The sequence below is a fragment of the Bacillus sp. 2175 genome (genome assembly GCF_057812155.1).
In genome coordinates, this window is record NZ_CM173819.1 from 4,302,629 (window position 1) to 4,328,527 (window position 25,899).

The following is a 25,899-nucleotide window of genomic DNA, read 5'->3' on the forward strand; positions in this document are numbered from 1 at the left end:
CTCAAAATAAAAAACACTCATCCCGTAAAAAGGGACGAGTGTTGAATTCGTGGTTCCACCCTTGTTCCAATTAACATAATTGTTAATTGCTCAAGTTCAACATAACGGTGTTGTCCGTTAGCAATTACTAGAAAAACCGTTCACTGCTAAAGTTTAGAGGTGGTAAGTAATAATCCCGTACTAGGAAGCTCACACCCTAAGGCTTCCCTCTCTGAAAATCGTAGAAAACTACTCATGTCCTCATCATGACATTTCAATATATTTCATTTATGTAGGTAATTATATGCTCAAAAACTTAGAAAATCAAGGGCGTTACCTTTATTTTTTAAATTTTTCACATTGCGCTCAAAATCATGTAATCCATGTAATTGGACCCGTTCTTGGAACACATTTCGCAAAGTAATAATCATATTATGGTCTTGTTCTTTCGTATATAAATAAATCTTTTTAGGCGAAATAGAAAGAAGCGGCGCAATTACTTTCGTATCAATATATACATCATTTTGCTTTAATAATTCCTCATCTATATATTGGACCAACTTCTCCTGTTTTAAACGTCTACCTTTATCATCATAAAAGATAAAGCTTTCATCAAAAATAAGATGCACGCAAGACAAACGTGATTTACGGCTACTTACTTGTTGCCGAAGCGTCTCAATGAACATTTGGTATTCTTGCTCCATCTTATATTCATCAATTGCCACTTCCGCAAGTTTAGTCACCATTTCCCTATATGTACGAAGACGAAAACGGATATATGATGAAAACGAGAATGAGAGCGGATCACAAAGCCAATTATTTAAAGAAGACTTAATATATGACTCAAATGCGTTACGCGTTAAATCCTGAGCTACACCTTTTCTTCTTCCCTTTAAAATCTCATGTGCCATGTGCAATATTTGATGACACTCTTCTTGTTCTTCATAAAAAAACTTTTCTTTTAAAATCGTATAAATCCACTCATTTTGTTTCACATTCACAATGAAATACACCATTACTGGCAATAAGATTTTTTCAATATAATTCGATTCACGTACTGGTATGTGAATCACCACTTTTTGTTCCTGTAAATACACACTCGTTTCCTTATATAACACTTCCGCTCTTTTCAGCAATTGTCTATATACGTGCATAGCATCATTTTTTTCTTCGAAGCAAATTTCAATCACTTTTGTCCCCCCTTTTATCCCCGCTCTAAAGGACTGTATCTATACGTTACAAATCCTATAAGAGTCCGTCCCGCGTGAATTTCACTCTTAGTAGAATCACATTTCCTATCGTTAGAAAATCCACTCAATATGGCTTGCTAATTTTATATATATTAAGGGAGGGAGAAAAAAATGATACAAGCTACTATGAATTTTTATTGTATACTTTACTTATCAATAAAAGGGGGTATCTGAATGTTTGAATATAAATTCGTAAAAGTCGAATTACATTGGGGGTTCACTCGCTCAAAACCAGCTGAAGACTACCAAGAAATTATTCAAGAACATGCTAGAGATGGCTGGAGGTTCGTACAGATTGTTGCCCCTACGTTTGGCAGTTCTGGACAACCTGAATATTTCGATCTCATATTCGAAAAGAAAATATCACTATAATACAAAAAAAGAGCAAGCTGAGAAGCTTACTCTTTTACTTATGACGACGGTTTTTCCCACCAATTGGAACTGGTTTCGCTAAATATTTAATTCTTTCCATAATACGTGCTGCTTTCATTTCTTCAGCCTCACCACGCTGCGTATACGTTAAATGGTGTTCCAGTTGTTTAAAATCAAAATTAGACGTAAAGAACGTCGGTAAGTTTTCTAACATACGGAATTGCAAGATTGCACCAAGCACATCGTCACGCACAAAGCTTGACATCGCTTCTGCCCCGATATCGTCTAACATTAAAACTTGTACGCGTTTAACCGCATCAATCTTTTCACCAATCGAATTATCTTGAATTGAACTTTTAATTTCACGTAAAAATTCCGGGAAGTATACGAGCATCGAACTTATTTTCTTTCGAGCAAGCTCGTTCGCTATTGCTCCTAAAAGGTACGTTTTTCCTACACCAAATTTACCGTACAAATATAAACCTTGTGCTTTTTTACCTGGTTCATATGTACTTAAAAATTCATTCGCTGCACCAATTGCATCGATACGTGCATTTAAATCAGAAGGGTCTAAGTTTTCCATAGTTGCCTGCAAAATATCCGTTGGCATATATACACTTTGAACGAGTTTTTCATATTTCTTTCTCTCGTCATGCGCTACTTTTCTAACGCAGCGATCGTATTGAATATCAATCATCTTCCCTTGAATAACAAGCTTTGGCTCATAACCTTGTAGCATATTTTTACATGAACCTAAATCCGGACAATCCACGCAACCTACACTTTGTCCAATATATTCATATAACTTCACAAGACTGCGCTCAATCATAGAAGTCGTTACTTCACCCTTATGTTCGTCTATAAATTCTTTCACCCGCGGATGCGCCATTACTTCTGCCTTTAGTACTTCATATCTATTTTTAAAGTTTTCATTTTCCATTAATTTTGCAAATGAATTTTGAATATGCTCCATTTTCTCACCTCAAAGAGCGTTCATTCTCTTCTATTAATCACGCTTATATTTTTTTAACACTTCTTCTAGTCGTTTTCTTTCATCTTCTAGCGTACTTGCATCTTTTTCTACACTTGTATCTTTCTTCTCTGTTTCTTTCTCTTGTTCTTTCGGCTCTTCTTCCTTAAGCCAATCTGGCACCATTTCTTTCCGCACCGTTTTCTTCGCCGTACGGCCTTTTTTCTTCGTCTCAGCCCACTCTTGATATTGACGGTTCTCTTCTTTCGCTAACGCCATCGCGTCCGCTACTGTACCGACCTTTTTACGTGCCCAATGCCCAGCAATCTTCTCGACATACGTTTTCGCAAGTTTCATATCTGAGCGTAGCATAACGTAATAAATAAGTACATTCACAACTCCTGGTGTCAATTTTTGATTAATCATGACATCTTCAACGATCTGCAAGTCCGCTTTCGTTGCCTCTGCACCACCAGAAATCTCTTTCAATAGTTGTTTTGGCGAGATTTCCTCTAGCTGCTTTATTAACATCTCCTCTTGCGATGAAGGCTCTTTCTCTTTCATCGTACGTGCAGCATGAGGCTGTACTCTTTCACTTAATACCGGTAATGCTTGACCATTTTCAAATTGATACCAATCGCGCGCTCCTTTTCTAAGCCTTTCCGTATCAATTGTTTGCATCTCTGTCACTGCACCAAGAACGATATTTTGCATCGATAACACATCTACACCATACACGTAAGCAAGTGTTATAACGCAGTCTCTCACTTGATCTGTAATCGCCTTTTTAGGAACAAGAGCGGACAATCCATCTACAAATAAAGAGAAATCAAAGAAATCATTCCAAACTTTCGGAGCGTCTCCCTTCTCGTTACTTGGCATAGTTGTCGTTTTTGGAATACGAAGGTCTTCTTGCGCATGCTCAAGCTGTCCTGGATTAAACGAACCAAACACATCATTGAAAGAACGCGTAACATTTTCATAAGAAGCAAAATCAAATTCTTCTTCTAAGAAATATTGCTTTACTTGATTATATTTTGTCCGGCTCAATCGATTGTATAAAAAGATACTTAAAACAATATCATCAAAAAACTGCTTCGGAGATAAAGGTGGTTGCAACTCATATATGAACATTCGAATATCTTTTTCTTTCTTAATATATACCTTCAATAGCCCAATTGCCTCTAACTTTACTCGTTCCTCATATATTTCAGGAAGTTGCATTTGCATAGTCACCATAAGGGAATGATGCGTATTCTCTTTTCCAAATACACGATCTTGCTCTAGCTCTCCCCATAGTGTCATGTATAAGCTAAAAGCTCTACTACCTATTAACGGCTGATACAACATCGTTAACACTTTTCGGTCGTAATTGTGCAGTAGCCCTTTCGCACTTACTTTATAACGATCAATCGGCAATAGCTCCATCCATGACTGTTTTTCCATTCTTGCTTTTCCTTTCTCTCATCCAATCTATCCTCTACTTCATTCGTTCTATCTTCATTATATAAATTCTTAGTGAAAAAGAGCTATTAGCTTGCGCTTCTAGCTCTCTTATCCTATTATTTACGGTATGTAAAGAGAATAAAATACAACTTCTACTCTCTTTCTTTTTGCAGTATATCTTTTAATTCTTCAATAAATACATTTAAATCTTTAAATTGACGATATACAGAAGCAAAACGTACGTAAGCAACATCATCAATATCGCGAAGTTCTTCCATGACAATTTCACCAATCATATCACTTTTCACTTCTGATATACCTAAATTACGCAGTTCACGTTCCACGCTTTGTGTTACTTCTTCTAATTGTCTTAAAGATACTGGTCTTTTTTCACACGCTTTAATTAAACCACGTAAAATCTTTTCTTTATTAAACTCTTCTCGTGTGCCTTCTTTTTTTACAACGATAAGAGGTGACTCTTCTACCCTTTCAAAGGTCGTAAAGCGACTTAAGCAGCTTTCACACTCTCTCCTTCTTCGAATAGAGCGCCCCTCGTCTACCGGACGCGAATCTAACACTCTTGTACCATTATGAGAACAGGATGGACAACGCAATACATTCACTCCTTTACACTATACTCTTTATTTTTCTCTACTCACTTCACCTAAAATATATATACAATATTATATAACTCATTCTAACTCTCTTACCACTTTAAGTTTCAGCGCATCACTTTATCATCTCATCCTTAAAAATAAGATGGTATATAGAGCACTACCTCATTTGCAAGAATCCAATTTATTCAACTAACGAGTACGTTATATTTTTCCTTTTTTATAAACTAAAAAAGAGGTGCATTATACACCTCTTTACATTTTAAATCAATTATGTTCTTTTTTAAAGAGCTTTTGTTTCTCTCTGCTTAATTTCGAAGCTACCAGTTCCTCGAGGAAGCTCGATGCTCTCACGCGTTTTCGCGTTTAAACCTTCTGCAATATATTCTGCAGCAACATTTGGATCAATACGATCCCCACAAGTATAAACATCAATACTTGCGTAACCGTGCTCCGGAAAGCTATGAATTGTTAAATGTGATTCCGAGATAATTACTACTCCACTTACACCTTGTGGTGCAAATTTATGGAAAGCAACCTCACGCACTTCAGCACCAGCTTTTAGTGCTGCATCCACAAATAATTGTTCAATATACGGCATGTCATTCAGTTTGTCGAAATCGCAATCCCAAAGTTCAGCAATCACGTGACGACCCATCGTATCCATAGTATCCATTCTACAGTTCCCCCTTGTAAATTTATTCTAACTGTTCGAATTGAAAACTAATTTGCAATTTGGCTTGCTCCACTACCACGGGGGAAAGTTAGTCCAGAGAGGTCCTAACCCTTTAAGTAGTGACTACGTACCTCAGCTCTTAAGTTTACGAGTGTTAGTATACTTTGTTTATTTTCATTTTGCAACAACAGTTTTTTCGATTTTCTGTCATATTTTCCTCTTTACTTTTCCCTAAAAAAAATAAACGATTCACAAATGCAGTAATCACAACGCTTCGTGGTATGTCCACTTTTTTAAATATACTTATATAATTTTTTTCCTTTTCAGAAAAAATTAAAAAAAGAGGGCAAATGTTGCCTTGCCCTCTCCTCCCTTATTCACTTAAATGTGTTGCACATTTTCTTGTTTCGCTAACTCTTCAACAACTAACGTTACAAGATCTACAACACGACGAGAGTAGCCCCACTCGTTATCATACCAAGCAAGTACTTTCACTTTACGATCACCCATTACCATTGTAGATAAACCATCAATAATAGCTGAGTGTGTATTTGTATTAAAGTCGATAGATACTAAAGGCTCTTCGCTGAATTCTACAATACCTTTTAACGCACCGTTTGCAACAGTTTTGAATGCATCGTTAATGGCTTCAACTGTCACATCGCGTTTTACATCTACTACTAAATCAACAAGAGACACGTTTGGTGTTGGTACACGAAGTGCCATACCATGAAGTTTTCCGTTTAAATGTGGAAGAACTTTTGCTAGCGCTTTCGCAGCACCTGTCGTTGTCGGAATGATTGATTGTCCGCAAGCACGTGCTCTTCTTAAATCTTTATGTGGGTTATCAATATTTTTTTGGTCATTTGTATAGGCGTGAACTGTCGTCATTAAACCGTTTTCAATTCCAAACTGCTCATCTAACACCTTCACAACAGGCGCTAAACAGTTTGTTGTACAAGATGCATTTGAAATAACAGTATGTTTTGTAATATCTAATTGGTCTTCGTTCACACCAACTACAATTGTTACATCTTCATTTTTACCAGGCGCTGTTAAAATTACTTTTTTCGCTCCAGCTTCAACGTGAAGAATTGCTTTTTCTTTTGAATTAAATTTACCAGTTGCTTCAATTACAACTTCAACACCTAAATCTGTCCAAGGCAATTCCTTTGGATCGCGGTTGTTTAAAAGGCGAATCATTTTCCCATCAACTAATAAGTGATCTTCAAATGCTTCTACTGTTCCGTCAAACTTGCCATGAACTGTATCATATTTAATTAAGTGTGCTAACGTTTCAGATGGATAGCTTGCATTGATTGCTACAATTTCGAATGCGCTTTCTTTTATTGCTTGACGAAATACCATTCTCCCAATACGTCCAAATCCATTAATTGCCACACGAGTCATAATATGTTATCCCCCTTGAATGCGTTATACTATTTATCTCCAATCCCAATAATAGTATAACACAAAAAGGGGATATGTCACTAAGCATTTTCATTAATTTCACAATTTTTTAGTCAATAATGTTCCACTTCTTTAAAATTACCTGCAATTGTGTTTTCGTTCCCATAATTGTGCCATCATTATTTATCACTTCATCTGCATTTTTCACTTTTTCTTCTAACGGCATTTGAGATTGAATACGAGCTGTTGCTTCTTCTTCTGAAAAGTTATTTCGTTTCATTAAACGTTCTAATTGCGTATGCGGCTTAACCGCTACAACTAAAATTCGGTCAACGAGACTTGTTAATTTGCTTTCAAATAAGAGAGGAATATCTAACACAACCGCTTGCATACCTTCTTTTATGTACATTTCCTTTTGCCTATTCATTTCCTCACGCACTGCAGGATGAACAATTTTATTTAACTCCAATCGTTTTTCTTCATTATAGAAAACGACACTTCCTAGTTTTGGACGATCTAGTTCTCCATCTTCTTGTAACACTTCCGTTCCAAATACTTCTACTATTTTGTTATATGCTGGTTTTCCTCGCTCTACAACTTCTCGTGCAATAATATCTGCATCAATAACTGGTATGCTCAGTTCACGAAACATTTGAGACACTGTACTTTTTCCACTTGCAATGCCTCCTGTTAATCCAATTACTACTGTCATCATAATCCTCCTCATAATAAAAGGCGCGAAACTAATGTTCCACGCCCATACTTACATTTTCCAAATTCCAATAATAATGAGTAATACTCCAGGCAGGAATGTAAATTTTTGTAACCACTTCATATTCGATAAAACCGTTCCAAGTTTCATTCCAATAAATAAAAACAAAGAACTCATAATTGCAACTAATATCGCCATCATAGCGGGTACATACCCTAATAAAGATGCACCAATTCCGGCACCAAATGAGTCTACAGAAAGAGCGATACCAAGAAGCAATGCTTCTCCTGCAGAAATGGTTCCTGATTTATCAAAATCTGCTACAGTCGGTTTCCGTAAAATTTGAATCACTAGCCCTAGCGAGGCAATCTCTAATTTCCAGACCTTCTCCTCTTGCTTCGGTTCTTCTTTTTTCTCACTTCGAAAAAATTGATATAATACCCAAATCCCTATTCCAATAAGAACAAGCCCACCGATACGCGTTGCGATAACAGGTGAAAATACTTTCGCGATCATATGTCCAATTCCCATTGAAACAAGCATAACAGCCGCTGAACACATTCCGATAATTATAATTGATCTTAGTGGAATTCTTACGCTTCTTAAACCATATGTTAGCCCTACACTACAGCTATCCAAGCTTAATGTAAAAGCTAATAAAATAAGAGATAAATAAAGGTACATCGGTAAGCTCCTCCCTTATACATAGCTCTGCTGTATGTATATGACAAATGCCTATCCGATGTTATCTCTTTTCTATATTCTAGGCTGACAAATTGGGCAGTAATGCGTTCCTCGCCCGCCAACAACTGTTTTTTCTAATATCGTGCCACAAGTTACGCACGGCTCTCCTTTTTTCCCATATACATTTAGGAGTTCTTGGAACGAACCAATTTGCCCTTGTGAGTTGATATACGTCCGAATTGTACTTCCGCCACGCTTTACTGCTTCGCCTAGCGTTGTAACGGTAGCCTCATAAATTCGCTCAATTTCTTCTACTGTTAAAGACGAAGCTTCTCGTTCCGGATGAATTTGAGAACGGAATAAAACTTCATCTACATATATATTTCCAAGCCCTACTAAAAGACGCTGATCCAGTAGCACAACTTTTATTTTACGATTTGTCTTTTGTAATCTTTCTTGTAAATACTGCGGTGTCATTTCAGGATCAAATGGCTCCGGACCTAAGTCCGCAAGAGGCATTTGGTTCATTTCTTCACCTTTCTTAAAGAGATGCATCGTACCAAACTTTCTCACATCTTTATAATGTAATTCCGTTCCATCTGTAAATAAGAAACGGACGTGCGTATGTTTATCAATCGGCTCATCCTCTTGATGTAGTAAAAACTTACCTTCCATACGCAAATGTGAAACAATAACATAATTCGTTACATATAAAAGCAAAAACTTTCCTCTTCGCTTTATATTTTCAATCTTCTCGCCTTTTAGCATTTCTTTAAAGATTTCTGCATCATCCGGTCGTTTCACTATTTTTGGATAAGTAACAATAACATCTTCAATCGTTTTTCCTGTTACAAGATTTTCAAGTGTCCGTCTGACGTTTTCAACCTCTGGTAATTCAGGCATTTCATCACTTCCTTATTTTGCGTCGTACCAAGTTGGACCGTAAGAATAATCAACTTTCAGCGGAACTGCAAGTTCAATTGCATGCTCCATTACTTCAGGTACAAGCTTCTCTAATTTTTCAATTTCTTCTTTTGGCGCTTCAAATATCAATTCATCGTGTACTTGCAGAAGAAGACGTGCTTGTAATCCTTCTTCTTCTAAACGATCCGCCATAATAATCATCGCTTTTTTAATAATATCTGCGGCAGTACCTTGAATTGGTGTATTCATCGCTGTACGCTCAGCGAAGCTACGTAAATTGAAATTACGACTCGTAATTTCTGGAATATAACGGCGACGATTTAATAATGTAGCCACATATCCTTTTTGTTTCGCATCTTTTACGATGTCCTCCATGTATTCTTGTACACCAGGGAAACTTTCTAAATACTTTTCAATAAATTCCGCTGCTGCTTTTCTTGTAATTCCTAAGTTTTGTGAAAGACCATAATCACTAATACCATATACAATTCCGAAATTAACAGCTTTCGCTTGTCGTCTCATATTTGAAGTTACTTCATCTTTTTTAACGCCAAATACATCCATAGCTGTTTTCGTATGAATATCCATATCATGTTGGAATGCTTCAACTAGCCCTTTATCATTTGCAATATGAGCTAATACACGCAGTTCGATTTGTGAGTAATCAGCCGCATACATAATCCATCCTTCTTCTGACGGAACAAATGCCTGACGAATCTTTCTTCCTTCTTCTAATCGAATTGGGATATTTTGCAAGTTCGGATCCGTTGAACTTAATCGACCTGTTTGCGTTAACACTTGATTAAAGCGAGTATGAATTTTAGATGAATCTTCATGTACAACTTTCAGCAAACCTTCAATGTAAGTTGAATTTAGTTTCCCTAATTGACGATAATGTAAAATATTTGGAATAATTTCATGGTGATTCATAAGCTTATCTAGTACATCAGCTGACGTAGAATAACCTGTTTTCGTCTTTTTAATAACCGGCAAGTTTAAGTTCTCAAACAGAATAACACCAAGCTGCTTCGGTGAATTAATATTAAATTCTGTTCCCGCAAGCTTATAAATTTCCTGTTCCATTTCCTTTAATCTACCCGCAAGTTCTTCTCCCATATTACGAAGACGCTCTGTATCAACTTTTACACCCTTTACTTCCATATCAGCTAATACACGTGCAAGCGGCAATTCTAACTCTGTAAACAGTTCATATTGCTCATTCTTCTTTAACTCTTCAACGAATGTTTGCTTTACATCATATAATACATGCACTTTACGAGCCACATGCTCCGCTACTACCTCTAACTTTGGAACAGCACGCTTCGCACCTTTTCCGTAAACTTCTTCATCAGATTTCACAGCATGCGTTTCTTTCATTTTCGCTACAGTACGGAAGTCTTTATCCGTATCAGCTGGATCAAGTAAATAAGCAGCGATTAATAGATCAAAGTCAATCCCTTGCATATCTATCCCATTCCATTTCAGTGCAACGATTGCACGCTTCGCATCAAATGTATGCTTTCTCATTTCTCCATCTGCAAGCCACTCTTTAAAAGCATCTGACTTAAGAGCAATGTCTGTCTGAATAAAGTAACATCCATTTTCATTTTGAATACCGAAACCTTGAATGTCTGCTTTATGATAGTTATCTTCTTGTACTTCAACGATAAGCGCACTATCTTGCTGAAGCATTTCTTCTGTAACTTCTTCCACAATATCAAATGTAATATCATCTAATTCAGCTGGAGCAGTTTCTTCTGGCGTAACGCCTAATTTATTTAAAAGGGATGTAAATCCTAAACTCTCGAACATTGGAATGACATCACTTGCTTCATATCCTTTATACGCCATATCATCCACACGAACTGTAATCGGCGCATCTGTAATAATAGTTGCAAGATCCTTACTCATAAGAGCTTGTTCTTTATTTTCTTCCAGTTTTTCTTTTAATTTCTTCCCACTTACTTGATCTATATTTTCATACACCGCTTCAACCGTTCCAAACTGTGTTAACAATTTAATTGCCGTTTTTTCACCAACTCCTGGTACACCCGGTATATTATCTGACTGGTCTCCCATTAAACCTTTCATATCGATAATTTGCTTTGGTGATAAGCTGTATTTTTCAAATAAAGCTTCTTTCGTATATTCATCCACTTCTGTAATCCCTTTTCGCGGAATACATACAAGCGTGTTATCAGAAACAAGTTGAAGTAAATCTTTATCTCCTGAAATAACTTTTACACTTGCCCCTTGCTCACTCGCTTCTTTCGCTAACGTTCCCATGATGTCATCCGCTTCATAATTTTCTAATTCATAACGCGGTACATTGAACGCATCCAGCATCTCACGAATAAACGGGAACTGCTCTGATAATTCAGGTGGAGTCTTTTGACGCCCTCCTTTATACTCACTATACGTTTTATGACGGAACGTTGTTTTGCCTGCATCAAACGCCACTAACATATGAGTTGGCTTTTCTTCCTCTAATATTCTCATTAACATCATTGTAAAACCGTAAATTGCGTTCGTATGTATACCTTTGTCGTTATTTAAAAGCGGTAGTGCAAAGAATGCACGATACGCGATATTATTACCATCTACTAATACGACCTTTTTTTCCAAAATTGAAACCTCCCCATACAAATTTGAAATGATTTTTTTCACAGAAAAAAACCGTTCCTTTCCTCTCTCTATATTAACATGACTAATAGAGAGAAGAAAAATAACGGCTATTTTCTTTCATATATAAAACAGACTTATATTGGCATAAAGGGAAGTGACGAGAACAGCTTAACTATTCTCGTCCAAAATTACTCCTTGGATGAAGGGGTTTTCATGTATTATATTAACAGAGCTTTATTAATATTTAATTAAGCCATTGTTAATATATTGTAAACATCCTTCATCCTATTTTTCAGTTGCTGATTTCGGTAAAACAACTGTAAACGTTGTTCCTTCTCCAACTTCACTATCTACTGTAATCGTACCTTGATGCGCCTCAACTAAATGCTTTACGATCGACAATCCAAGGCCGGTACCACCAGTATTTCTACTTCTTGCTTTATCCACCCGGTAGAAACGTTCAAAAATACGCGGAATTTCCTCTTTACTAATACCAATTCCAGTATCCGATACTTTTATATAAGCATTATATTTATCTTCCGCTAACTCTACTGAAACAACGCCTCCAGCCGGTGTATATACGATTGCGTTATTAATTAAATTAATAAAGATTTGTTTCAAACGACTTGGATCTCCAATAACAGAGGCACGTTTTAATACATTCACTTGTAAAGAGATTTCTTTTTCTCCTGCTTTATTATCAAGCACCATATGAATATCTTCAAGCAGCCCCTTCATGTCAACGGTTCCCATATTTAATTTAAATCCTTGTTGTTCGATCTTCGACAAATCTAATAAATCTTCAATTAATCCTTGCATGCGCTCACTTTCTTTTAAAATAATGTGCAAGAAATGTTCGCAGAATTTTTTATTATCCATCGCTCCGTCTAAGAGTGTTTCTGAAAAACCTTTAATAGAAGTAATCGGTGTCTTTAATTCATGAGAAACATTCGCTAAAAAGTCTTTTCTCATTTGTTCTAATTTCTTTAACTCTGTTATGTCATGGAATACGAGAACAATCCCTTTCCATTCATGGTTTGTCCCGATAATAGGCGCTCCATATACTTCGAAATGCTTCCGTTCAATTCCAAGTGGTAATAACATTTGTTTACGCACTTTCACTTCTGTCATAAAGATTTCTTCTACAAGCTCAATAATTTCTGTATGATGAAACGATTCATAATATAAGCGATCTAAATATTCTTCATCTGTTACGTGGAAAGTTTCCTTATAAGAGCGGTTTACAAGGTTTATATATCCTCGGCTATCAATTAAAATCATTCCGCTTCCCATATTTTCAATTAACGTATGCAGACGATCTTGCTGCATTTCTTGTTCAAGTGTCATCTCTTGTAAATTTCGTGCTAAAATATTAATCGCTTTACTCAGCATTCCTGTTTCATCCGAATGACTTTCGTATGCACGTGCTTTATAATTACCCTTTGCCAATTCAATTGCAACTTTCGTAACCGATTCAATTGGCCTAATATATTGCCCTGTAATTTTCATACCTAAAAATACAACTACGAGACAAGCAATGACAAATCCGATAATTAATAATCCCCACGTTTTTTGATGTACGTCTCTTAAAGGATCAATTATACTTTTCACCAAAATGTATCCTTGTTTTCCTTCTACATCTTGAACGAACACCGCATGATAAAATTCATTCTTTCGATCCGTTTCTTTCGTAATTACTTTACTTCGTTGTTTTGCCACTTCCGAAGAAAGTTCTTTAATCGTCTCTGGACTAAATGCCAATTCTTGTCCTTTTCTATATTGAACTTTCTTTTTTTCATCCAAAAATACGATAGAAGCTGGTATTTTTTCTTCTAACTTTTCAAATACGTATGGATTTTTTAAGACATTATCAAAACCTTGCTCTTCTGCTAACGTCGCAACATACTCCGTCTCTTTTACCATTCTCTCTTTAGCATGATCTATATAGTAGTTTTCAAACACAGTTTCTAGTAATAAACCTAGTCCAACTAAAATAAATACAATAAGAGAAACAAATGTAAAAAGAAGCCTGGAACGAAATTTATTCATTCCCTTTTGGCTCCTCTAATTTATATCCTAAACCACGTATCGTTTTAATGTACGTCGGTTTTTTCGTATTTTGTTCAATTTTATCGCGCAAATGGCTAATATGAACATCAACAATTCGTGTATCACCAGCAAAATCATAATTCCATACAGCACTTAATAATTGATCACGTGTCAACACGCGACTTTTATTTTTCGCAAGATACACAAGTAGTTCAAATTCTTTTGGTGTTAATTCAAGCTTTCTTCCTTGGAAATAAGCCTCATAAAACTCCGGTAAAATTTTAAGTTCTGCAATTGTGATGCTATCTTCATCTGGCGCTTCTGCAACTTGTTCTTCTTGTTGTAATTTCGTACGGCGCAAAATCGCCTTCACACGAGCAACTACTTCTCTTGGACTAAATGGCTTTGTCATATAATCATCTGCCCCAAGTTCAAGGCCTAGCACCTTATCAAACTCATCATCTTTTGCCGTTAACATTAAAATCGGCGTCATAACGCGCTGCAATCGTAATTCTTTACACACTTCCATACCATCCATTTTCGGAAGCATTAAATCTAATATAATTAAATCTGGGCGTTCTGTTGTCGCTTTTTGAAGCGCCATTTCTCCATCCATCGCTGTTATAACTTCAAACCCAGCTTGTTGTAAATTAAATTCGATTAAAGTTAAGATAAATTCCTCATCATCAACTACTAAAATACGATTGTTCATTCTTTTCCTCCAAGTTATAGACTTGAAACCTTCTTCATCCTAGTATTTTCCCCGTTATTCTCATCATACTAGAAAACAAGGTCCCTCTCAATATAATTGTCTATTCATGGATTCGGATTGTGCTATTGTTATTCCTAAAAACAATTACGTTCGCCTCAATTATGTTTTGTTATCCATACTTTATATACTTCCATATCGTTATTAAATTCTACTTCCGTATGAATATTGAGTTCTCGATTTTGCGCTAAGAGAAAAGATAAAGCATACGCTATTTTATAATCTGGTGTTTCATATCCATCAAATACTCTCCCGTACATTTCATTCACAAACCCGTCTGCCCACACTTCAGCTTCTCTTACCGTTTCAAAGATCGCGTCTTCTCTTTTCCACCTCACCTAAAAAATCACTCCTTTAATTGACTTCAATTACCGATAATAATATTATTAATCTTAATATATAAATTAATAATATTCGGAGGTCTATTATGCGACTAATACTATCCATTCTATCTTTAGCAATCACATGTATCCTTGCTTTTAACGCTCCTAGCTGGGATACGATTAAAACGGGTTGCTCAGAATTTGCTGAAGGGTTCAAAGAAGGGTTTTTCAACTAAAAATAGCGCTAGCATCCTTATTAAAGGTATGCTAGCGCTATTTTTATTTTCATCTTTTAAAAGTTATCTAATGCTTTTTCCATAATGGAAACAGATTTATAAGGTGGCGTTACTGTTAATGAACCCTTTACAACAGTTTCTCCTTTTTCATCATGAGCAGATACAAGCATATCAATTGTATGTTCCTCCTCAGAAACAGCCACAACTTCAAAGTGGATTTGTAACGTTTCATAATGGTGAACATGTTTCACGAATGTAAGGTCCTTTCTCGTAATATGACTTCCTGGACCCGGTAAATATTTCGTAACCGCCGTTGTAATCATTCCCGTTAGCATAATGCTTGGTACAATCGGCTTTTCATACGGAGTTTGGGATGCGTAATCATGCTGAATATATAATGGATTGGCATCATTCGTTAACCCTAAGTACAATAACAAATCTTTATCCTCAATTTTTTCAGTGATAGATAATTTCTCTCCTACTGTAATTTCATCCATTTTACGACCAATTTGAACTTTTTTCTTTAACATGTTACAACCCCCTCCGATTTTTTCACCTTATTATCCTACTAAAAGCGATACCTTATCCGAAATTTACTATGATGAGGGCAATGTATAGTATAAATCTACAGTTTCATTATAGGATATTACAAATGATAGCGTTTTCATATTATTTCAAAAAAACAATTCGGTAAATAGTAGAAAAAGATTCGGAATCCCGAATCTTTTTCACTACTATTCAATTATTAAACAAGAACTTTCATTACGTTACGTACAGATTCTACAGAGCGATCTAACGCTTCTTTTTCATCTGCAAGAAGTTCTAATTCAATAATTTTTTCAATTCCGTTACCACCTAGAATTACTGGTACCCCTAAGTAAAGGTCACTATAACCATACTCACCTTCAAGGTACGCAATAGCCGGTAATACACGGCGTTGATCTTTTAAGATTGCTTCTGTCATTTCAACTAAAGAAGCTGCTGGTGCGTAATATGCACTACCGTTTCCTAATAAGCCTACAATCTCACCGCCACCTTTACGTGTACGTTCTACGATTGCTTCTAAACGCTCTTTCGGAATTAACGTTTCTAACGGAATACCGCCTGCATATGAATAACGCACAAGAGGTACCATGTCGTCACCGTGTCCACCAAGAACAAATCCTGTAATATCTTTTACAGAAAGATTTAATTCTTGTGCGATGAATGTACGGAAACGAGCTGTATCTAATACACCCGATTGACCGATAACACGCTCTTTCGGGAATCCTGCTTCTTTAAATACAGAATATGTCATTGCATCAACTGGATTTGTTAACACAACAATAATTGCATTTGGTGAATGTTTTGCAATGTCGCGCGTAATACTTTTCATAATTTTAGAGTTTGTTGCTACTAAGTCATCACGGCTCATACCAGGCTTACGTGCAATACCTGCTGTAATAACGACAACGTCAGAATCAGCAGTATCTGCGTAATCAGATGTTCCAATAATGTTAGCATCAAAACCTTGTACTGGGCTCGCTTCTAACATATCTAACGCTTTCCCTTTTGTTGGATTTTCCAGTTGTGGAATGTCCACTAATACAACATCTGCCAGTTCTTTTTGTGCTAATAAGAATGCCGTTGTTGCTCCTGTAAATCCTGCACCGATGACTGAAACCTTCTTGCGTTTGATTGTCATAATTTACCCCCCCGCTTTAATTATGCGTTTTTGATTATCGCTACATCCATGTTTTTAATAAGTTCATTAGCGAACTCAGAACATTTCACTTCTGTTGCACCTTCCATTAAGCGTGCGAAATCATAAGTTACTACTTTTGAAGCAATTGTTTTCTCAACAGAAGCAGTTACTAATTTCGCAGCTTCGTTCCATCCTAAGTGTTCTAATAATAATACACCTGAAAGAAGAACAGAAGATGGGTTTACTTTATCTAAACCTGCATATTTTGGAGCTGTACCGTGTGTAGCTTCAAAGATAGCATGTCCAGTCACATAGTTAATGTTTGCACCAGGTGCAATACCAATTCCACCTACTTGTGCAGCAAGTGCATCAGAGATATAGTCACCATTTAAGTTCATTGTTGCAACAACATCGAACTCACGTGGACGAGTTAAAATTTGTTGTAAGAAGATGTCTGCAATAGAATCTTTTACGATGATTTTTCCAGCCACTTCAGCGTCTGCCATCGCTTTATTCGCTGCATCTTTACCATCTTTTTCAACGATACGATCGTATTCAGCCCAAGTAAATACTTTGTCGCCGAATTCTTGTTCCGCTACTTCGTAACCCCAGTTTTTGAAAGCACCTTCTGTAAATTTCATAATGTTTCCTTTATGAACTAATGTAACAGAAGAGCGTTTTTCGTTAATTGCATATTGAATTGCAGCACGAACAAGACGCTTTGTCCCTTCTTCTGAAATCGGCTTAATACCAATACCAGATGTTTCTGGGAAGCGGATTTTATTAACACCCATTGCTTCTTTTAAGAAAGCAAGAACTTTTTCTGCTTCTGGAGATCCTTGTGCATATTCAATTCCAGCATAAATGTCTTCTGTATTTTCACGGAAAATAACCATATCAGTATCTTCCGGACGTTTTACAGGTGAAGGAACACCTTCAAAATAACGAACTGGACGTAGACATACATATAAATCTAATTCTTGACGAAGTGCTACGTTTAGAGAACGAATACCACCGCCAACTGGAGTTGTAAGTGGACCTTTAATCGCGATTAAATATTCACGAATTAAGTTTAAAGTTTCTTCTGGTAACCACTCGCCTGTTTGGTTGAATGCTTTTTCCCCTGCAAGCACTTCTTTCCAAACGATTTTCTTCTCACCATCATAAGCTTTTTCAACTGCTGCTTCTAGTACGCGAGATGCAGCCGCCCAAATATCAGGACCAATTCCATCTCCCTCGATAAATGGAATAATCGGATTGTTTGGTACATTCATAACACCATTAGTTACAGTAATTTTTTCACCTGTCGTCAATGTGATAACCCCCATGTTTGAAATTTCATATGTATGAAACTGAGGGAATAACCCCTCAGTTCAAACCGTTAGTCAAATTAAAATATTCTAATCATTACATCTTTCCGAAAAAATCAGACTTTTGAAAGCGTATTTTCACTATCAAAATAGTGTTATTCGCTTATCGTTGTGCAATTGGAACATACACTTGATGCGTTGGTCCATTATAATCAGCACGCGGACGAATTAAACGGTTGTTTTCATATTGTTCTAGAATATGAGCTAACCAGCCTGACATACGGCTAATTGCAAAAATAGGTGTAAATAAGTCATGGTCAATTCCTAAACAATGGTATACAGAAGCTGAATAGAAATCAACATTTGGTGGAAGACCTTTTTCTTTTGTTACAATGTCTTCAATTTTGATAGACATATTATACCATTTCTCTTCTCCTAAAAGCACGCATAATCTCTTAGACATTTCACGTAAGTGTTTTGCACGTGGATCACCCTGCTCATACACACGGTGGCCAAAGCCCATGATTTTCACTTTATTTTGAAGAGCATTATGAATATATGACTCTACATTTTCTTCTTCACCAATCTCAGTTAACATCTTCATTACATTTTCATTTGCCCCACCGTGAAGAGGACCTTTTAATGCACCGATTGCTGCTGTAATACCAGAATATACATCTGAAAGTGTAGCTACGCAAACACGTGCAGTAAATGTAGAAGCGTTTAACTCATGATCTGCATGAAGTACAAGCGCCTTATCAAAAGCTTCAATTTCAACTTCATTTGGCTCGCGATCATTTAACATGTACAAGAAGTTTGCAGCTAATGATAAATCCTTTCTTGGCTCAACAACATCTAAACCTTTACGGATTCTCGCGTAAGCAGCAACTAAAGTTCCGACTTGCGCCTGTAATTTAACCGCTTTCAAATAATTGGACTTTTCATCCATAATTTCAGCGCTCTCATCGTATAATGATAGCATGGAAATTGCAGTTCGTAAAACAGACATCGGATGTGCAATTTTTAAATCTACTTGTTTCAAATATGTTAAAATCTCACCTGGAACTTTATAGTATTCAGATACAATTTCATTAAATTCCGCTAGTTCTTTTTCATTAGGAAGCTTGCGGTGCCATAATAAGTACACTACTTCTTCAAACGTAGCATTCTCAGCTAAATCATCAATATTATACCCAACATAAGTTAATGTATCATCAATAATAGAGCTCACAGATGATGTTGTTGCTACTACCCCTTCTAAACCTCGAATAACAGTCATGACATTCTCTCCTTTTCCTGAAAATTCTCCCAATCTTGCTCCTTATATCTATTTGCTCCCCTTATGAATTATGAACGCCCGTTCACTCTTTAGGCAAGCAAAATGCACGATCATGCAAATTTGTTGCGATGTTCCCCTCTTATTGTCCATTGTTTACATGGAAAGCATGAGCGTGAATGTCTCCCCGAATCCTCACGCTCAAAACAACAAGTTAGTGAGGAAAATACATTCCGAAGAGTTTTATGATAAAAACAACATAAAACAATATCATTATAAAATTGTTTTATGTTGTTTTTATTTTATCTGGTGTAAAGTCTCTGCTGTTATGTAACTTTTCAAAGTTTCTAATCCTATTATAAACAATTATCTGACTTTTGTGAACAGAAAGAATTCAAAAATTTTATATTACTATAAAATTCCTTATTTAAACATCTGTATAATACTCATAACCGCATAGGCAATTCCAGCCCCAATTAACGGACCAACAGCAACCCCATTAAATAGCGCAACCGCTATAATTGTCCCAAAAACAAGCGCAGTTGTAATGTGAGGATCCGTCGTCAACAATTGTACGCCGCCTTTCGCTAACAAAGCGACCGCTACACCTGAAGCTAAAGCAATCCACGCATAATAAGATTTCGCCGCTTCTCCAAGTTGTTTAAAACCTATTTCCCCTGTCGCAATCGGTACGAGCACCGCTATTGTAATGACCGTTACACCTAGGTTAATTCCTTTCGTTTGTAAATAAGGAAAGACCTTATCTCCTAAAAACGTAAACTTCAATAAAAATAACACACCAATAGCTACAGTAAGCGATTGGTTTTTAGCAATAAGTCCTATAATAAGTAGTATGAATAAAAATAACGTTGACTGACTAATCATGTTTGCACTTCCTTTCTGAAAATAATGAACTCATTTCCAAACAAAAATACCTTTAAACCTATCGTTATACATGCTATATCGATGCCTATTCAACATGAATTACTTCATTTTTTATGTATTTTAAAATGACAAACTGAGACTTTCACCATCAAAATTTAAGCATGTATACATTTTAAAAAACGGGCGTCTCTTCTTTCTTTTCTAATTAGAAACAGGTAAAATAAAAAGAAGAGAAAATGAAGTTTTTACCATATAGTAGAAGCATCAACACCAAGCTTTCACAGTCACTCATATACTGAAAAAGCAGGAAAAATCCATCATTCCACTATAACATAAAGTGAAACTTTAATCAGTGGGGCATTTTCCACTGATTATTAGCCTTCACCAATCGGGCTTTTACGGGCAGTTTATCTCCAGCTAACTCCTTTGATCCAGCCGCACTTCGGGTAGGAGATTTACTGCCCGTTAATGCGGGGTAAAGTGAAACTTTAATCAGTGGAGCACACTCGTTATAAGTTGAACGAATTAGGATAATCCAAATTGGAATGGGAGGTATACATCTTTGAACCGAAACTTACTATATATGATATTGCGACTCATATTTGTCATTGTAGCAACGGTAGCTGGGTTCTATGTATTACTATACATGTCAGGGCTTATCTATCCTTTTATTATCGCTTTTGCATTTGCTTATTTGATTAATCCTGTCGTCAATTTCCTTAATCAAAAACTACAATTTCCTCGCGCACTAGCAGTACTCGTTAGCTTAATTCTCGTATTTGGAGCTATCGTTGGACTTGTTACATATCTTGTGACTGAAGCAATATCTGCCACAACATACTTACTACAACTTGTTACAGTAAAGTTTCCAGATATCGTTACATTCGCTCAGCAATTTGCACTTAATCATATTATGCCTCTCTACGATGATTTAATCTCTAAATTTAATCATCTTGGAGAACCACAGCGCTATACAATTACACAAAACATTCAAAACTTAGGAACAGAAGCAACAACACAAATGAAAGAACTTTTAACCGCCATTATAAGCGGGTTAACGAATTTCATTAGTGCACTGCCAACAACTTTAACTGTTCTTGTATTCATTTTATTAGCCACTTTCTTCATTAGTTACGATTGGCACCGTCTTGCTCAGAAAGCAAGAAAATTGCTACCGAATCGTGTACATGGCTATGGAAAAACTATTTTTGTCGACTTAAGAAAAGCTTTGTTTGGTTTTGTGAAAGCACAACTTACACTCGTATCTATGACAACCGTCATTGTACTAATCGGACTTTTAATATTACGCGTACCATACGCCATTACTATTGCGATTATTACAGGAGTTGTAGATTTACTACCATACTTAGGAACAGGCGCAGTCTTCGTTCCATGGGTTATATACGTATTTTTCACTGGCGATACCGCATTCGCCATTGGTCTTCTCATTTTATACATCGTCGTGATTGTCCAAAGACAAATTATGGAGCCGAAAGTACTTTCATCTAACATCGGTCTCGATCCATTAGCAACACTCGTCGCTCTATTTGTCGGCTTTAAACTTTTTGGCTTTTTAGGATTAATCATCGGCCCAGTCACCTTAGTACTACTTAATACATTACACAAAGCTAATGTCTTCCATGACTTGTGGAAATATATTAAAGGTTCACCTTCAAAATAATAGTTTCTAATTCATACACAACAAAAAACTTACATGTAATCAGTGGGAATTTCCCACTGATTATTCCTTGTACTTATTTTTCATACTCATTACATAAAACAAGAGAATTGCACTCAAAAAAGATAATTCTCTTGTTTTTTTGCATGAAAAACGCATATTTCGTGGTGTTTTTACATATTTATTCTATTTATTTTATAATTATCATTTACATTTATTACTTTTTATGTAAATGAATAAATATACAAAATAGCATAAAACAAGACTTCAACTAACAATCTCCGCCTTTTTATATGAATTTTTTACACCAATCGTTCCTTTATATGAGAAAGCAAAAATTTAATTCAGCAGCGTTCCCTCCATCTTATTCATCTAAATTAATAGCACTAAAAAATCACAAGTTTAATCGAAGTACACACAAGAATTCAAACGAAAATTATATAGCACATATAATAAGCGAACGTTTTGTTCATCCCCACTCATCATTCGCCCCACACCAGACACTTACGAGCAGCCCAGCTTTGAGATAGAAATTCCACCCCACAAATAGCGCGGCAAAGCAAAGCTTCAACCAGAAAGTTCCTCTCCTCTTACAACACAAAAAATAGCACTTAGATTTCTACAATCTAAGTGCTATTTCTGAATAATAATAGTAGAGTTCTTTCTAAATTTCCATTCCATCCACTTCATAACAAACGGCTTCAATAAAGCTCTCGTAATAGGGATCACGCAGATAAACCCTAGCACATCTGTCACATACCCAGGAAGCACTAAGAGAATACCTCCTACAAATACAAAAATACCATCTAGTACCGCCTCACCTGGCATTTCCCCTCTATTCAACTTAGATTGAATCTCTCCAAGCACTTTAAACCCTTGTCTTTTCGCCAAATACACACCTACAACACCTGTAAATACAATCATAGCGAACGTAGACCATAAACCTATTACATGACTTGATCCAATTAAGACCGTAATCTCAATCGCCGGTATTAAAATAAACAAGAATAGTAACCACTTCATAGTTCTACACCTCTCTCACAACTCACTTTTAACGTCCTCACAACGCCTATATACATCATATGAAATATAGATACTCTTTCATATTAAAACACATAACAAACAGCTTTTAAAAGCAATTCTAGGCGCTTTAAGCTAATTCTATCTCGTTTTTGTGTAAAAAAAAGAGAAGGACTCCGATCCTTCTCTCCGTATTACTTATAGCACTTCCGCATGTCCATTATAAACAATTCCGCGTGCTGCATCAACTGTTACTTCTTGGCCATTTTTTAAAGTTGCTGTTACGCAGTTTACACCAACGATAACAGGAATACCGATTGATACGCCTACAACAGCTGCATGGCTTGTTAAGCCACCTTCTTCTACAACTAAAGCCGCAGCTTTTTCGATTGCAGGAATCATATCTTTATCAGTGCTTGTTGTAACAAGGATATCACCTTCGTTTACGTTCGCTACAGCTTCAGCAGCTGTTTTTGCTACAACTACTTTACCTTTTGCAGCTTTACGACCAATTCCTTGTCCTTTAGCAATTTCTTCACCAACAACGTGGATTTTCATTAAGTTTGTTGTACCAGTTTCAGCAACTGGTACACCCGCAGTAATCACTACAGTATCTCCAAGTCCAATTAGACCCGCATCCATGCCTGTTTGAATTGCTGTATCTAACATTTCGTCAGTTGAAGCTGCGCGCTTCTCAGCCATAAATGCTTGTACACCCCAAACAAGTGCAAGACGACGTCCTACTTGCTCGTCAGATGTTACAGCTACGATTGGAGATTTTGGACGGTATTTAGAGATCATTTTCGCAGTATATCCACTTTCTGTTGGAGCTACGATTGCAGCTACATCAAGAGCAAGTGCTGTATGCGCAACAGATTGGCTAATTGCATCTGTAATTGTTGGAGTGAACTCTTTAATACGTTTTTTGAACATATCTTCATATTGTAATGATTTTTCAACACGTACCGCAATGTTAGCCATCATTGTTACTGCTTCTACCGGATATTGTCCAGCAGCTGTTTCACCTGAAAGCATGATTGCATCTGTACCATCGAAGATTGCGTTAGCTACGTCACTTGCTTCCGCACGAGTTGGACGTGGGTTACGTTGCATAGAATCTAACATTTGTGTTGCAGTAATAACCGGTTTACCTAACACGTTACATTTTTTAATTAGACGTTTTTGTACTAACGGTACTTCTTCTGGTGGAATTTCTACACCCATATCACCACGAGCTACCATTAAACCGTCAGAAACTTCTAAGATTGAATCGATGTTGTCGATACCTTCTTGGTTTTCGATTTTTGGTACGATTTGGATGTATTGAGCGTTATGCTCTTCTAATAATTCACGGATTTCTAATACGTCAGACGCTTTACGTACGAATGAAGCTGCAATGAAATCAACTTTTTGCTCGATACCGAAGATGATATCTTTTACGTCTTTTTCAGTGATACCAGGAAGCTTAATGCTTACGTTTGGTACGTTAACACCTTTTTTATTTTTTACAGTTCCGCTGTTAAGAACTTTTGTACGGATGTTTCCATCAGCTTTTTCGATTACTTCTAGTTCGATAAGACCGTCATCGATTAGAATACGAGAACCTGGGTCTACATCGTCATAAAGACCAGCATAAGATACAGAGAACTTCTCTGCAGTACCTAATACTTGCTCAGTAGAAAGAACTACCTCTGCACCTGTTACAAGCTCAGCTTGTCCGTCTACGAAGTCGTGAGTACGGATTTCTGGACCTTTTGTATCAAGTAAGATACCAACTGTTTTACCAGTTTTCTTTGAAGCTTCACGAATGTTTTTAATACGAGCTCCGTGCTCTTCATGGCTACCATGAGAGAAGTTTAAACGAGCAACGTTCATACCTGCTTCGATTAATTGCTCTAATTTTTCAATACTTTCACTAGCAGGACCTATAGTACATACAATTTTAGTTTTACGCATATTGCACCTCCGAAAATTATGAAACCGTTCCCAAATATCTGACATTACGCCGATTAGATGGATAATTCTTTAGATAATTGATACATATCTTTATCGATTGTATGCTTTTGAGCTAACGCTTCGATAATGTCATGATCAACAAGTTTATTATCTTGAATACCTACACAACGTCCACCTTTACCAGCAATTAACAACTCAACTGCTCTTGCACCAAGACGACTTGCTAATACACGGTCTTGTGCACTTGGTGATCCACCACGTTGTACGTGACCTAATACAGTTACACGAGTATCAAAGTTTGTTGCTTCTTCAATGTGCTTACCGATGTCAATTGCACTTCCAACACCTTCAGCTACAATGATAATACTGTGTTTTTTACCACGTTCGCTACCACGTTTTAGACGAGCGATTACATCATCCATGTCATACTCTTCTTCTGGAATTAAGATTGTTTCTGCACCATCAGCTAAACCAGCCCATAATGCGATATCTCCAGCATGACGTCCCATTACTTCGATAACATATGTACGTTCATGAGATGTAGCTGTATCACGGATTTTATCAATTGCATCAATAACAGTGTTTAAAGCTGTATCGAAACCAATTGTGAAGTCTGTTCCAGGGATATCATTGTCGATTGTACCTGGTACACCAACACATGGGAATCCTTGTTCAGTTAATTTTTTAGCGCCTTGGTAAGAACCATCTCCACCAATAACAACAAGTCCTTCGATACCATGTTTCTTTAATTGCTCGATACCTTTTAGTCGTACTTCTGGGTCTTTAAACTCAGGACATCTTGCTGTATATAATTTCGTACCACCGCGGTGGATAATATCGCCAACAGAACCAAGTTCTAATTTTTCAATGTGACCAGAAATTAATCCAGCGTATCCATGGTAAATACCATATACTTCAATATCATGGAAAATCGCTTTACGAACAACTGCACGAATGGCAGCATTCATACCAGGTGAATCTCCACCACTTGTTAATACACCAATACGTTTCATTTGTACTCACCTCATAAAGATTATTTGCCTTATAATAA

At 36.5% G+C, this 25,899-nt stretch carries 24 protein-coding genes and 1 other annotated feature; of the genes, 3 read left to right on the forward strand and 21 right to left on the reverse strand.

Annotated elements, in window-relative coordinates:
- Positions 1-27: 27 nt before the first annotated feature.
- Positions 28-256: a binding site (T-box leader), on the reverse strand.
- Between the two features lie 31 nt (positions 257-287).
- Positions 288-1,169 carry a putative sporulation protein YtxC gene (gene ytxC, locus ACXKY9_RS22300; protein WP_000569630.1) on the reverse strand — a complete coding sequence of 294 codons (882 nt, stop codon included), beginning with the start codon at positions 1,167-1,169 and terminating at the stop codon, positions 288-290.
- A 234-nt stretch (positions 1,170-1,403) separates the two neighbouring features.
- Here ytxC and ACXKY9_RS22305 point away from each other — a divergent pair, with 234 nt between their 5' ends.
- Positions 1,404-1,601, forward strand: a complete 198-nt coding sequence (locus ACXKY9_RS22305; RefSeq protein WP_000464456.1) for a DUF4177 domain-containing protein — start codon at positions 1,404-1,406, stop codon at positions 1,599-1,601.
- A 34-nt stretch (positions 1,602-1,635) separates the two neighbouring features.
- Here ACXKY9_RS22305 and dnaI read toward each other — a convergent pair whose 3' ends face one another.
- The 12 genes from dnaI to ACXKY9_RS22365 form a co-directional block, all read right to left on the reverse strand.
- A complete protein-coding gene (dnaI, locus tag ACXKY9_RS22310) occupies positions 1,636-2,574 on the reverse strand; it encodes a primosomal protein DnaI (RefSeq protein WP_000400105.1) in 939 nt (312 codons plus the stop codon).
- A gap of 33 nt (positions 2,575-2,607) precedes the next feature.
- Positions 2,608-4,017, reverse strand: a complete 1,410-nt coding sequence (locus ACXKY9_RS22315) for a replication initiation and membrane attachment family protein (protein WP_000415029.1) — start codon at positions 4,015-4,017, stop codon at positions 2,608-2,610.
- A 152-nt stretch (positions 4,018-4,169) separates the two neighbouring features.
- On the reverse strand, positions 4,170-4,631 hold the full coding sequence (gene nrdR, locus ACXKY9_RS22320) for a transcriptional regulator NrdR (protein ID WP_001203687.1): 462 nt from the start codon (positions 4,629-4,631) through the stop codon (positions 4,170-4,172).
- Between the two features lie 283 nt (positions 4,632-4,914).
- Entirely contained in the window at positions 4,915-5,298 is a 384-nt protein-coding gene (speD, locus tag ACXKY9_RS22325; protein WP_098413228.1) for an adenosylmethionine decarboxylase, read from the reverse strand.
- 390 nt (positions 5,299-5,688) lie between these two features.
- Positions 5,689-6,717, reverse strand: a complete 1,029-nt coding sequence (locus tag ACXKY9_RS22330) for a glyceraldehyde-3-phosphate dehydrogenase (RefSeq protein WP_000198974.1) — start codon at positions 6,715-6,717, stop codon at positions 5,689-5,691.
- Between the two features lie 109 nt (positions 6,718-6,826).
- A complete protein-coding gene (gene coaE / locus ACXKY9_RS22335; RefSeq protein ID WP_000219309.1) occupies positions 6,827-7,429 on the reverse strand; it encodes a dephospho-CoA kinase in 603 nt (200 codons plus the stop codon).
- 51 nt (positions 7,430-7,480) lie between these two features.
- Positions 7,481-8,113, reverse strand: coding sequence for a sporulation membrane protein YtaF (gene ytaF, locus ACXKY9_RS22340; protein ID WP_000281745.1), 633 nt, complete (start codon positions 8,111-8,113; stop codon positions 7,481-7,483).
- A 72-nt stretch (positions 8,114-8,185) separates the two neighbouring features.
- Positions 8,186-9,016: a DNA-formamidopyrimidine glycosylase gene (gene mutM, locus ACXKY9_RS22345; RefSeq protein WP_001114479.1), complete on the reverse strand. Its 831-nt coding sequence runs from the start codon at positions 9,014-9,016 to the stop codon at positions 8,186-8,188.
- Between the two features lie 12 nt (positions 9,017-9,028).
- Entirely contained in the window at positions 9,029-11,662 is a 2,634-nt protein-coding gene (gene polA / locus ACXKY9_RS22350) for a DNA polymerase I (protein ID WP_000412807.1), read from the reverse strand.
- 285 nt (positions 11,663-11,947) lie between these two features.
- Positions 11,948-13,711, reverse strand: a complete 1,764-nt coding sequence (gene phoR / locus ACXKY9_RS22355) for a sensory box histidine kinase PhoR (RefSeq protein ID WP_001032106.1) — start codon at positions 13,709-13,711, stop codon at positions 11,948-11,950.
- Positions 13,704-14,423: a two-component system response regulator PhoP gene (gene phoP, locus ACXKY9_RS22360; protein WP_001065220.1), complete on the reverse strand. Its 720-nt coding sequence runs from the start codon at positions 14,421-14,423 to the stop codon at positions 13,704-13,706. Before phoP ends, phoR begins: the two co-directional genes overlap by 8 nt.
- A 155-nt stretch (positions 14,424-14,578) precedes the next feature.
- Positions 14,579-14,818, reverse strand: coding sequence for a hypothetical protein (locus ACXKY9_RS22365; RefSeq protein ID WP_001267373.1), 240 nt, complete (start codon positions 14,816-14,818; stop codon positions 14,579-14,581).
- A gap of 89 nt (positions 14,819-14,907) precedes the next feature.
- Here ACXKY9_RS22365 and ACXKY9_RS22370 point away from each other — a divergent pair, with 89 nt between their 5' ends.
- A complete protein-coding gene (locus ACXKY9_RS22370) occupies positions 14,908-15,039 on the forward strand; it encodes a hypothetical protein (protein ID WP_001237020.1) in 132 nt (43 codons plus the stop codon).
- Between the two features lie 56 nt (positions 15,040-15,095).
- On the opposite strand, the gene ACXKY9_RS22375 is transcribed toward ACXKY9_RS22370, so the two are convergent.
- The 5 genes from ACXKY9_RS22375 to ACXKY9_RS22395 form a co-directional block, all read right to left on the reverse strand.
- Positions 15,096-15,569, reverse strand: a complete 474-nt coding sequence (locus ACXKY9_RS22375; protein WP_000914181.1) for a MaoC family dehydratase — start codon at positions 15,567-15,569, stop codon at positions 15,096-15,098.
- A gap of 215 nt (positions 15,570-15,784) precedes the next feature.
- Positions 15,785-16,723, reverse strand: coding sequence for a malate dehydrogenase (gene mdh / locus ACXKY9_RS22380; protein WP_000153232.1), 939 nt, complete (start codon positions 16,721-16,723; stop codon positions 15,785-15,787).
- Between the two features lie 20 nt (positions 16,724-16,743).
- Positions 16,744-18,036: an NADP-dependent isocitrate dehydrogenase gene (icd, locus tag ACXKY9_RS22385; RefSeq protein WP_000206898.1), complete on the reverse strand. Its 1,293-nt coding sequence runs from the start codon at positions 18,034-18,036 to the stop codon at positions 16,744-16,746.
- Positions 18,037-18,196: 160 nt separating this feature from the next.
- Complete coding sequence (gene citZ, locus ACXKY9_RS22390) at positions 18,197-19,345, reverse strand: citrate synthase (protein WP_002101388.1); 1,149 nt, start codon at positions 19,343-19,345, stop codon at positions 18,197-18,199.
- A gap of 387 nt (positions 19,346-19,732) precedes the next feature.
- On the reverse strand, positions 19,733-20,194 hold the full coding sequence (locus ACXKY9_RS22395) for a DUF441 domain-containing protein (protein WP_000625507.1): 462 nt from the start codon (positions 20,192-20,194) through the stop codon (positions 19,733-19,735).
- A gap of 562 nt (positions 20,195-20,756) precedes the next feature.
- Here ACXKY9_RS22395 and ytvI point away from each other — a divergent pair.
- On the forward strand, positions 20,757-21,875 hold the full coding sequence (ytvI, locus tag ACXKY9_RS22400) for a sporulation integral membrane protein YtvI (RefSeq protein WP_001081388.1): 1,119 nt from the start codon (positions 20,757-20,759) through the stop codon (positions 21,873-21,875).
- Between the two features lie 630 nt (positions 21,876-22,505).
- On the opposite strand, the gene ACXKY9_RS22405 is transcribed toward ytvI, so the two are convergent.
- The 3 genes from ACXKY9_RS22405 to pfkA form a co-directional block, all read right to left on the reverse strand.
- A complete protein-coding gene (locus ACXKY9_RS22405) occupies positions 22,506-22,895 on the reverse strand; it encodes an FxsA family protein (RefSeq protein ID WP_000871630.1) in 390 nt (129 codons plus the stop codon).
- A gap of 195 nt (positions 22,896-23,090) precedes the next feature.
- Complete coding sequence (gene pyk, locus ACXKY9_RS22410; RefSeq protein WP_001232671.1) at positions 23,091-24,848, reverse strand: pyruvate kinase; 1,758 nt, start codon at positions 24,846-24,848, stop codon at positions 23,091-23,093.
- A 53-nt stretch (positions 24,849-24,901) separates the two neighbouring features.
- Positions 24,902-25,861 (reverse strand): 6-phosphofructokinase, encoded by a 960-nt coding sequence (gene pfkA, locus ACXKY9_RS22415; protein ID WP_000821156.1) that lies wholly within the window; start codon positions 25,859-25,861, stop codon positions 24,902-24,904.
- Between the last annotated feature and the right edge of the window lie 38 nt (positions 25,862-25,899).

Bases quoted from the DNA above. Each gene is read 5' to 3' on its own strand.
- ACXKY9_RS22305 (WP_000464456.1), top strand. From the start codon at position 1,404: ATGTTTGAATATAAATTCGTAAAAGTCGAATTACATTGGGGGTTCACT.
- dnaI (WP_000400105.1), bottom strand. From the start codon at position 2,574: ATGGAGCATATTCAAAATTCATTTGCAAAATTAATGGAAAATGAAAAC.
- ACXKY9_RS22315 (WP_000415029.1), bottom strand. From the start codon at position 4,017: ATGGAAAAACAGTCATGGATGGAGCTATTGCCGATTGATCGTTATAAA.
- speD (WP_098413228.1), bottom strand. From the start codon at position 5,298: ATGGATACGATGGGTCGTCACGTGATTGCTGAACTTTGGGATTGCGAT.
- ACXKY9_RS22330 (WP_000198974.1), bottom strand. From the start codon at position 6,717: ATGACTCGTGTGGCAATTAATGGATTTGGACGTATTGGGAGAATGGTA.
- coaE (WP_000219309.1), bottom strand. From the start codon at position 7,429: ATGACAGTAGTAATTGGATTAACAGGAGGCATTGCAAGTGGAAAAAGT.
- ytaF (WP_000281745.1), bottom strand. From the start codon at position 8,113: ATGTACCTTTATTTATCTCTTATTTTATTAGCTTTTACATTAAGCTTG.
- mutM (WP_001114479.1), bottom strand. From the start codon at position 9,016: ATGCCTGAATTACCAGAGGTTGAAAACGTCAGACGGACACTTGAAAAT.
- phoR (WP_001032106.1), bottom strand. From the start codon at position 13,711: ATGAATAAATTTCGTTCCAGGCTTCTTTTTACATTTGTTTCTCTTATT.
- phoP (WP_001065220.1), bottom strand. From the start codon at position 14,423: ATGAACAATCGTATTTTAGTAGTTGATGATGAGGAATTTATCTTAACT.
- ACXKY9_RS22370 (WP_001237020.1), top strand. From the start codon at position 14,908: ATGCGACTAATACTATCCATTCTATCTTTAGCAATCACATGTATCCTT.
- ACXKY9_RS22375 (WP_000914181.1), bottom strand. From the start codon at position 15,569: ATGTTAAAGAAAAAAGTTCAAATTGGTCGTAAAATGGATGAAATTACA.
- mdh (WP_000153232.1), bottom strand. From the start codon at position 16,723: ATGACAATCAAACGCAAGAAGGTTTCAGTCATCGGTGCAGGATTTACA.
- ACXKY9_RS22395 (WP_000625507.1), bottom strand. From the start codon at position 20,194: ATGATTAGTCAGTCAACGTTATTTTTATTCATACTACTTATTATAGGA.
- ACXKY9_RS22405 (WP_000871630.1), bottom strand. From the start codon at position 22,895: ATGAAGTGGTTACTATTCTTGTTTATTTTAATACCGGCGATTGAGATT.
- pyk (WP_001232671.1), bottom strand. From the start codon at position 24,848: ATGCGTAAAACTAAAATTGTATGTACTATAGGTCCTGCTAGTGAAAGT.
- pfkA (WP_000821156.1), bottom strand. From the start codon at position 25,861: ATGAAACGTATTGGTGTATTAACAAGTGGTGGAGATTCACCTGGTATG.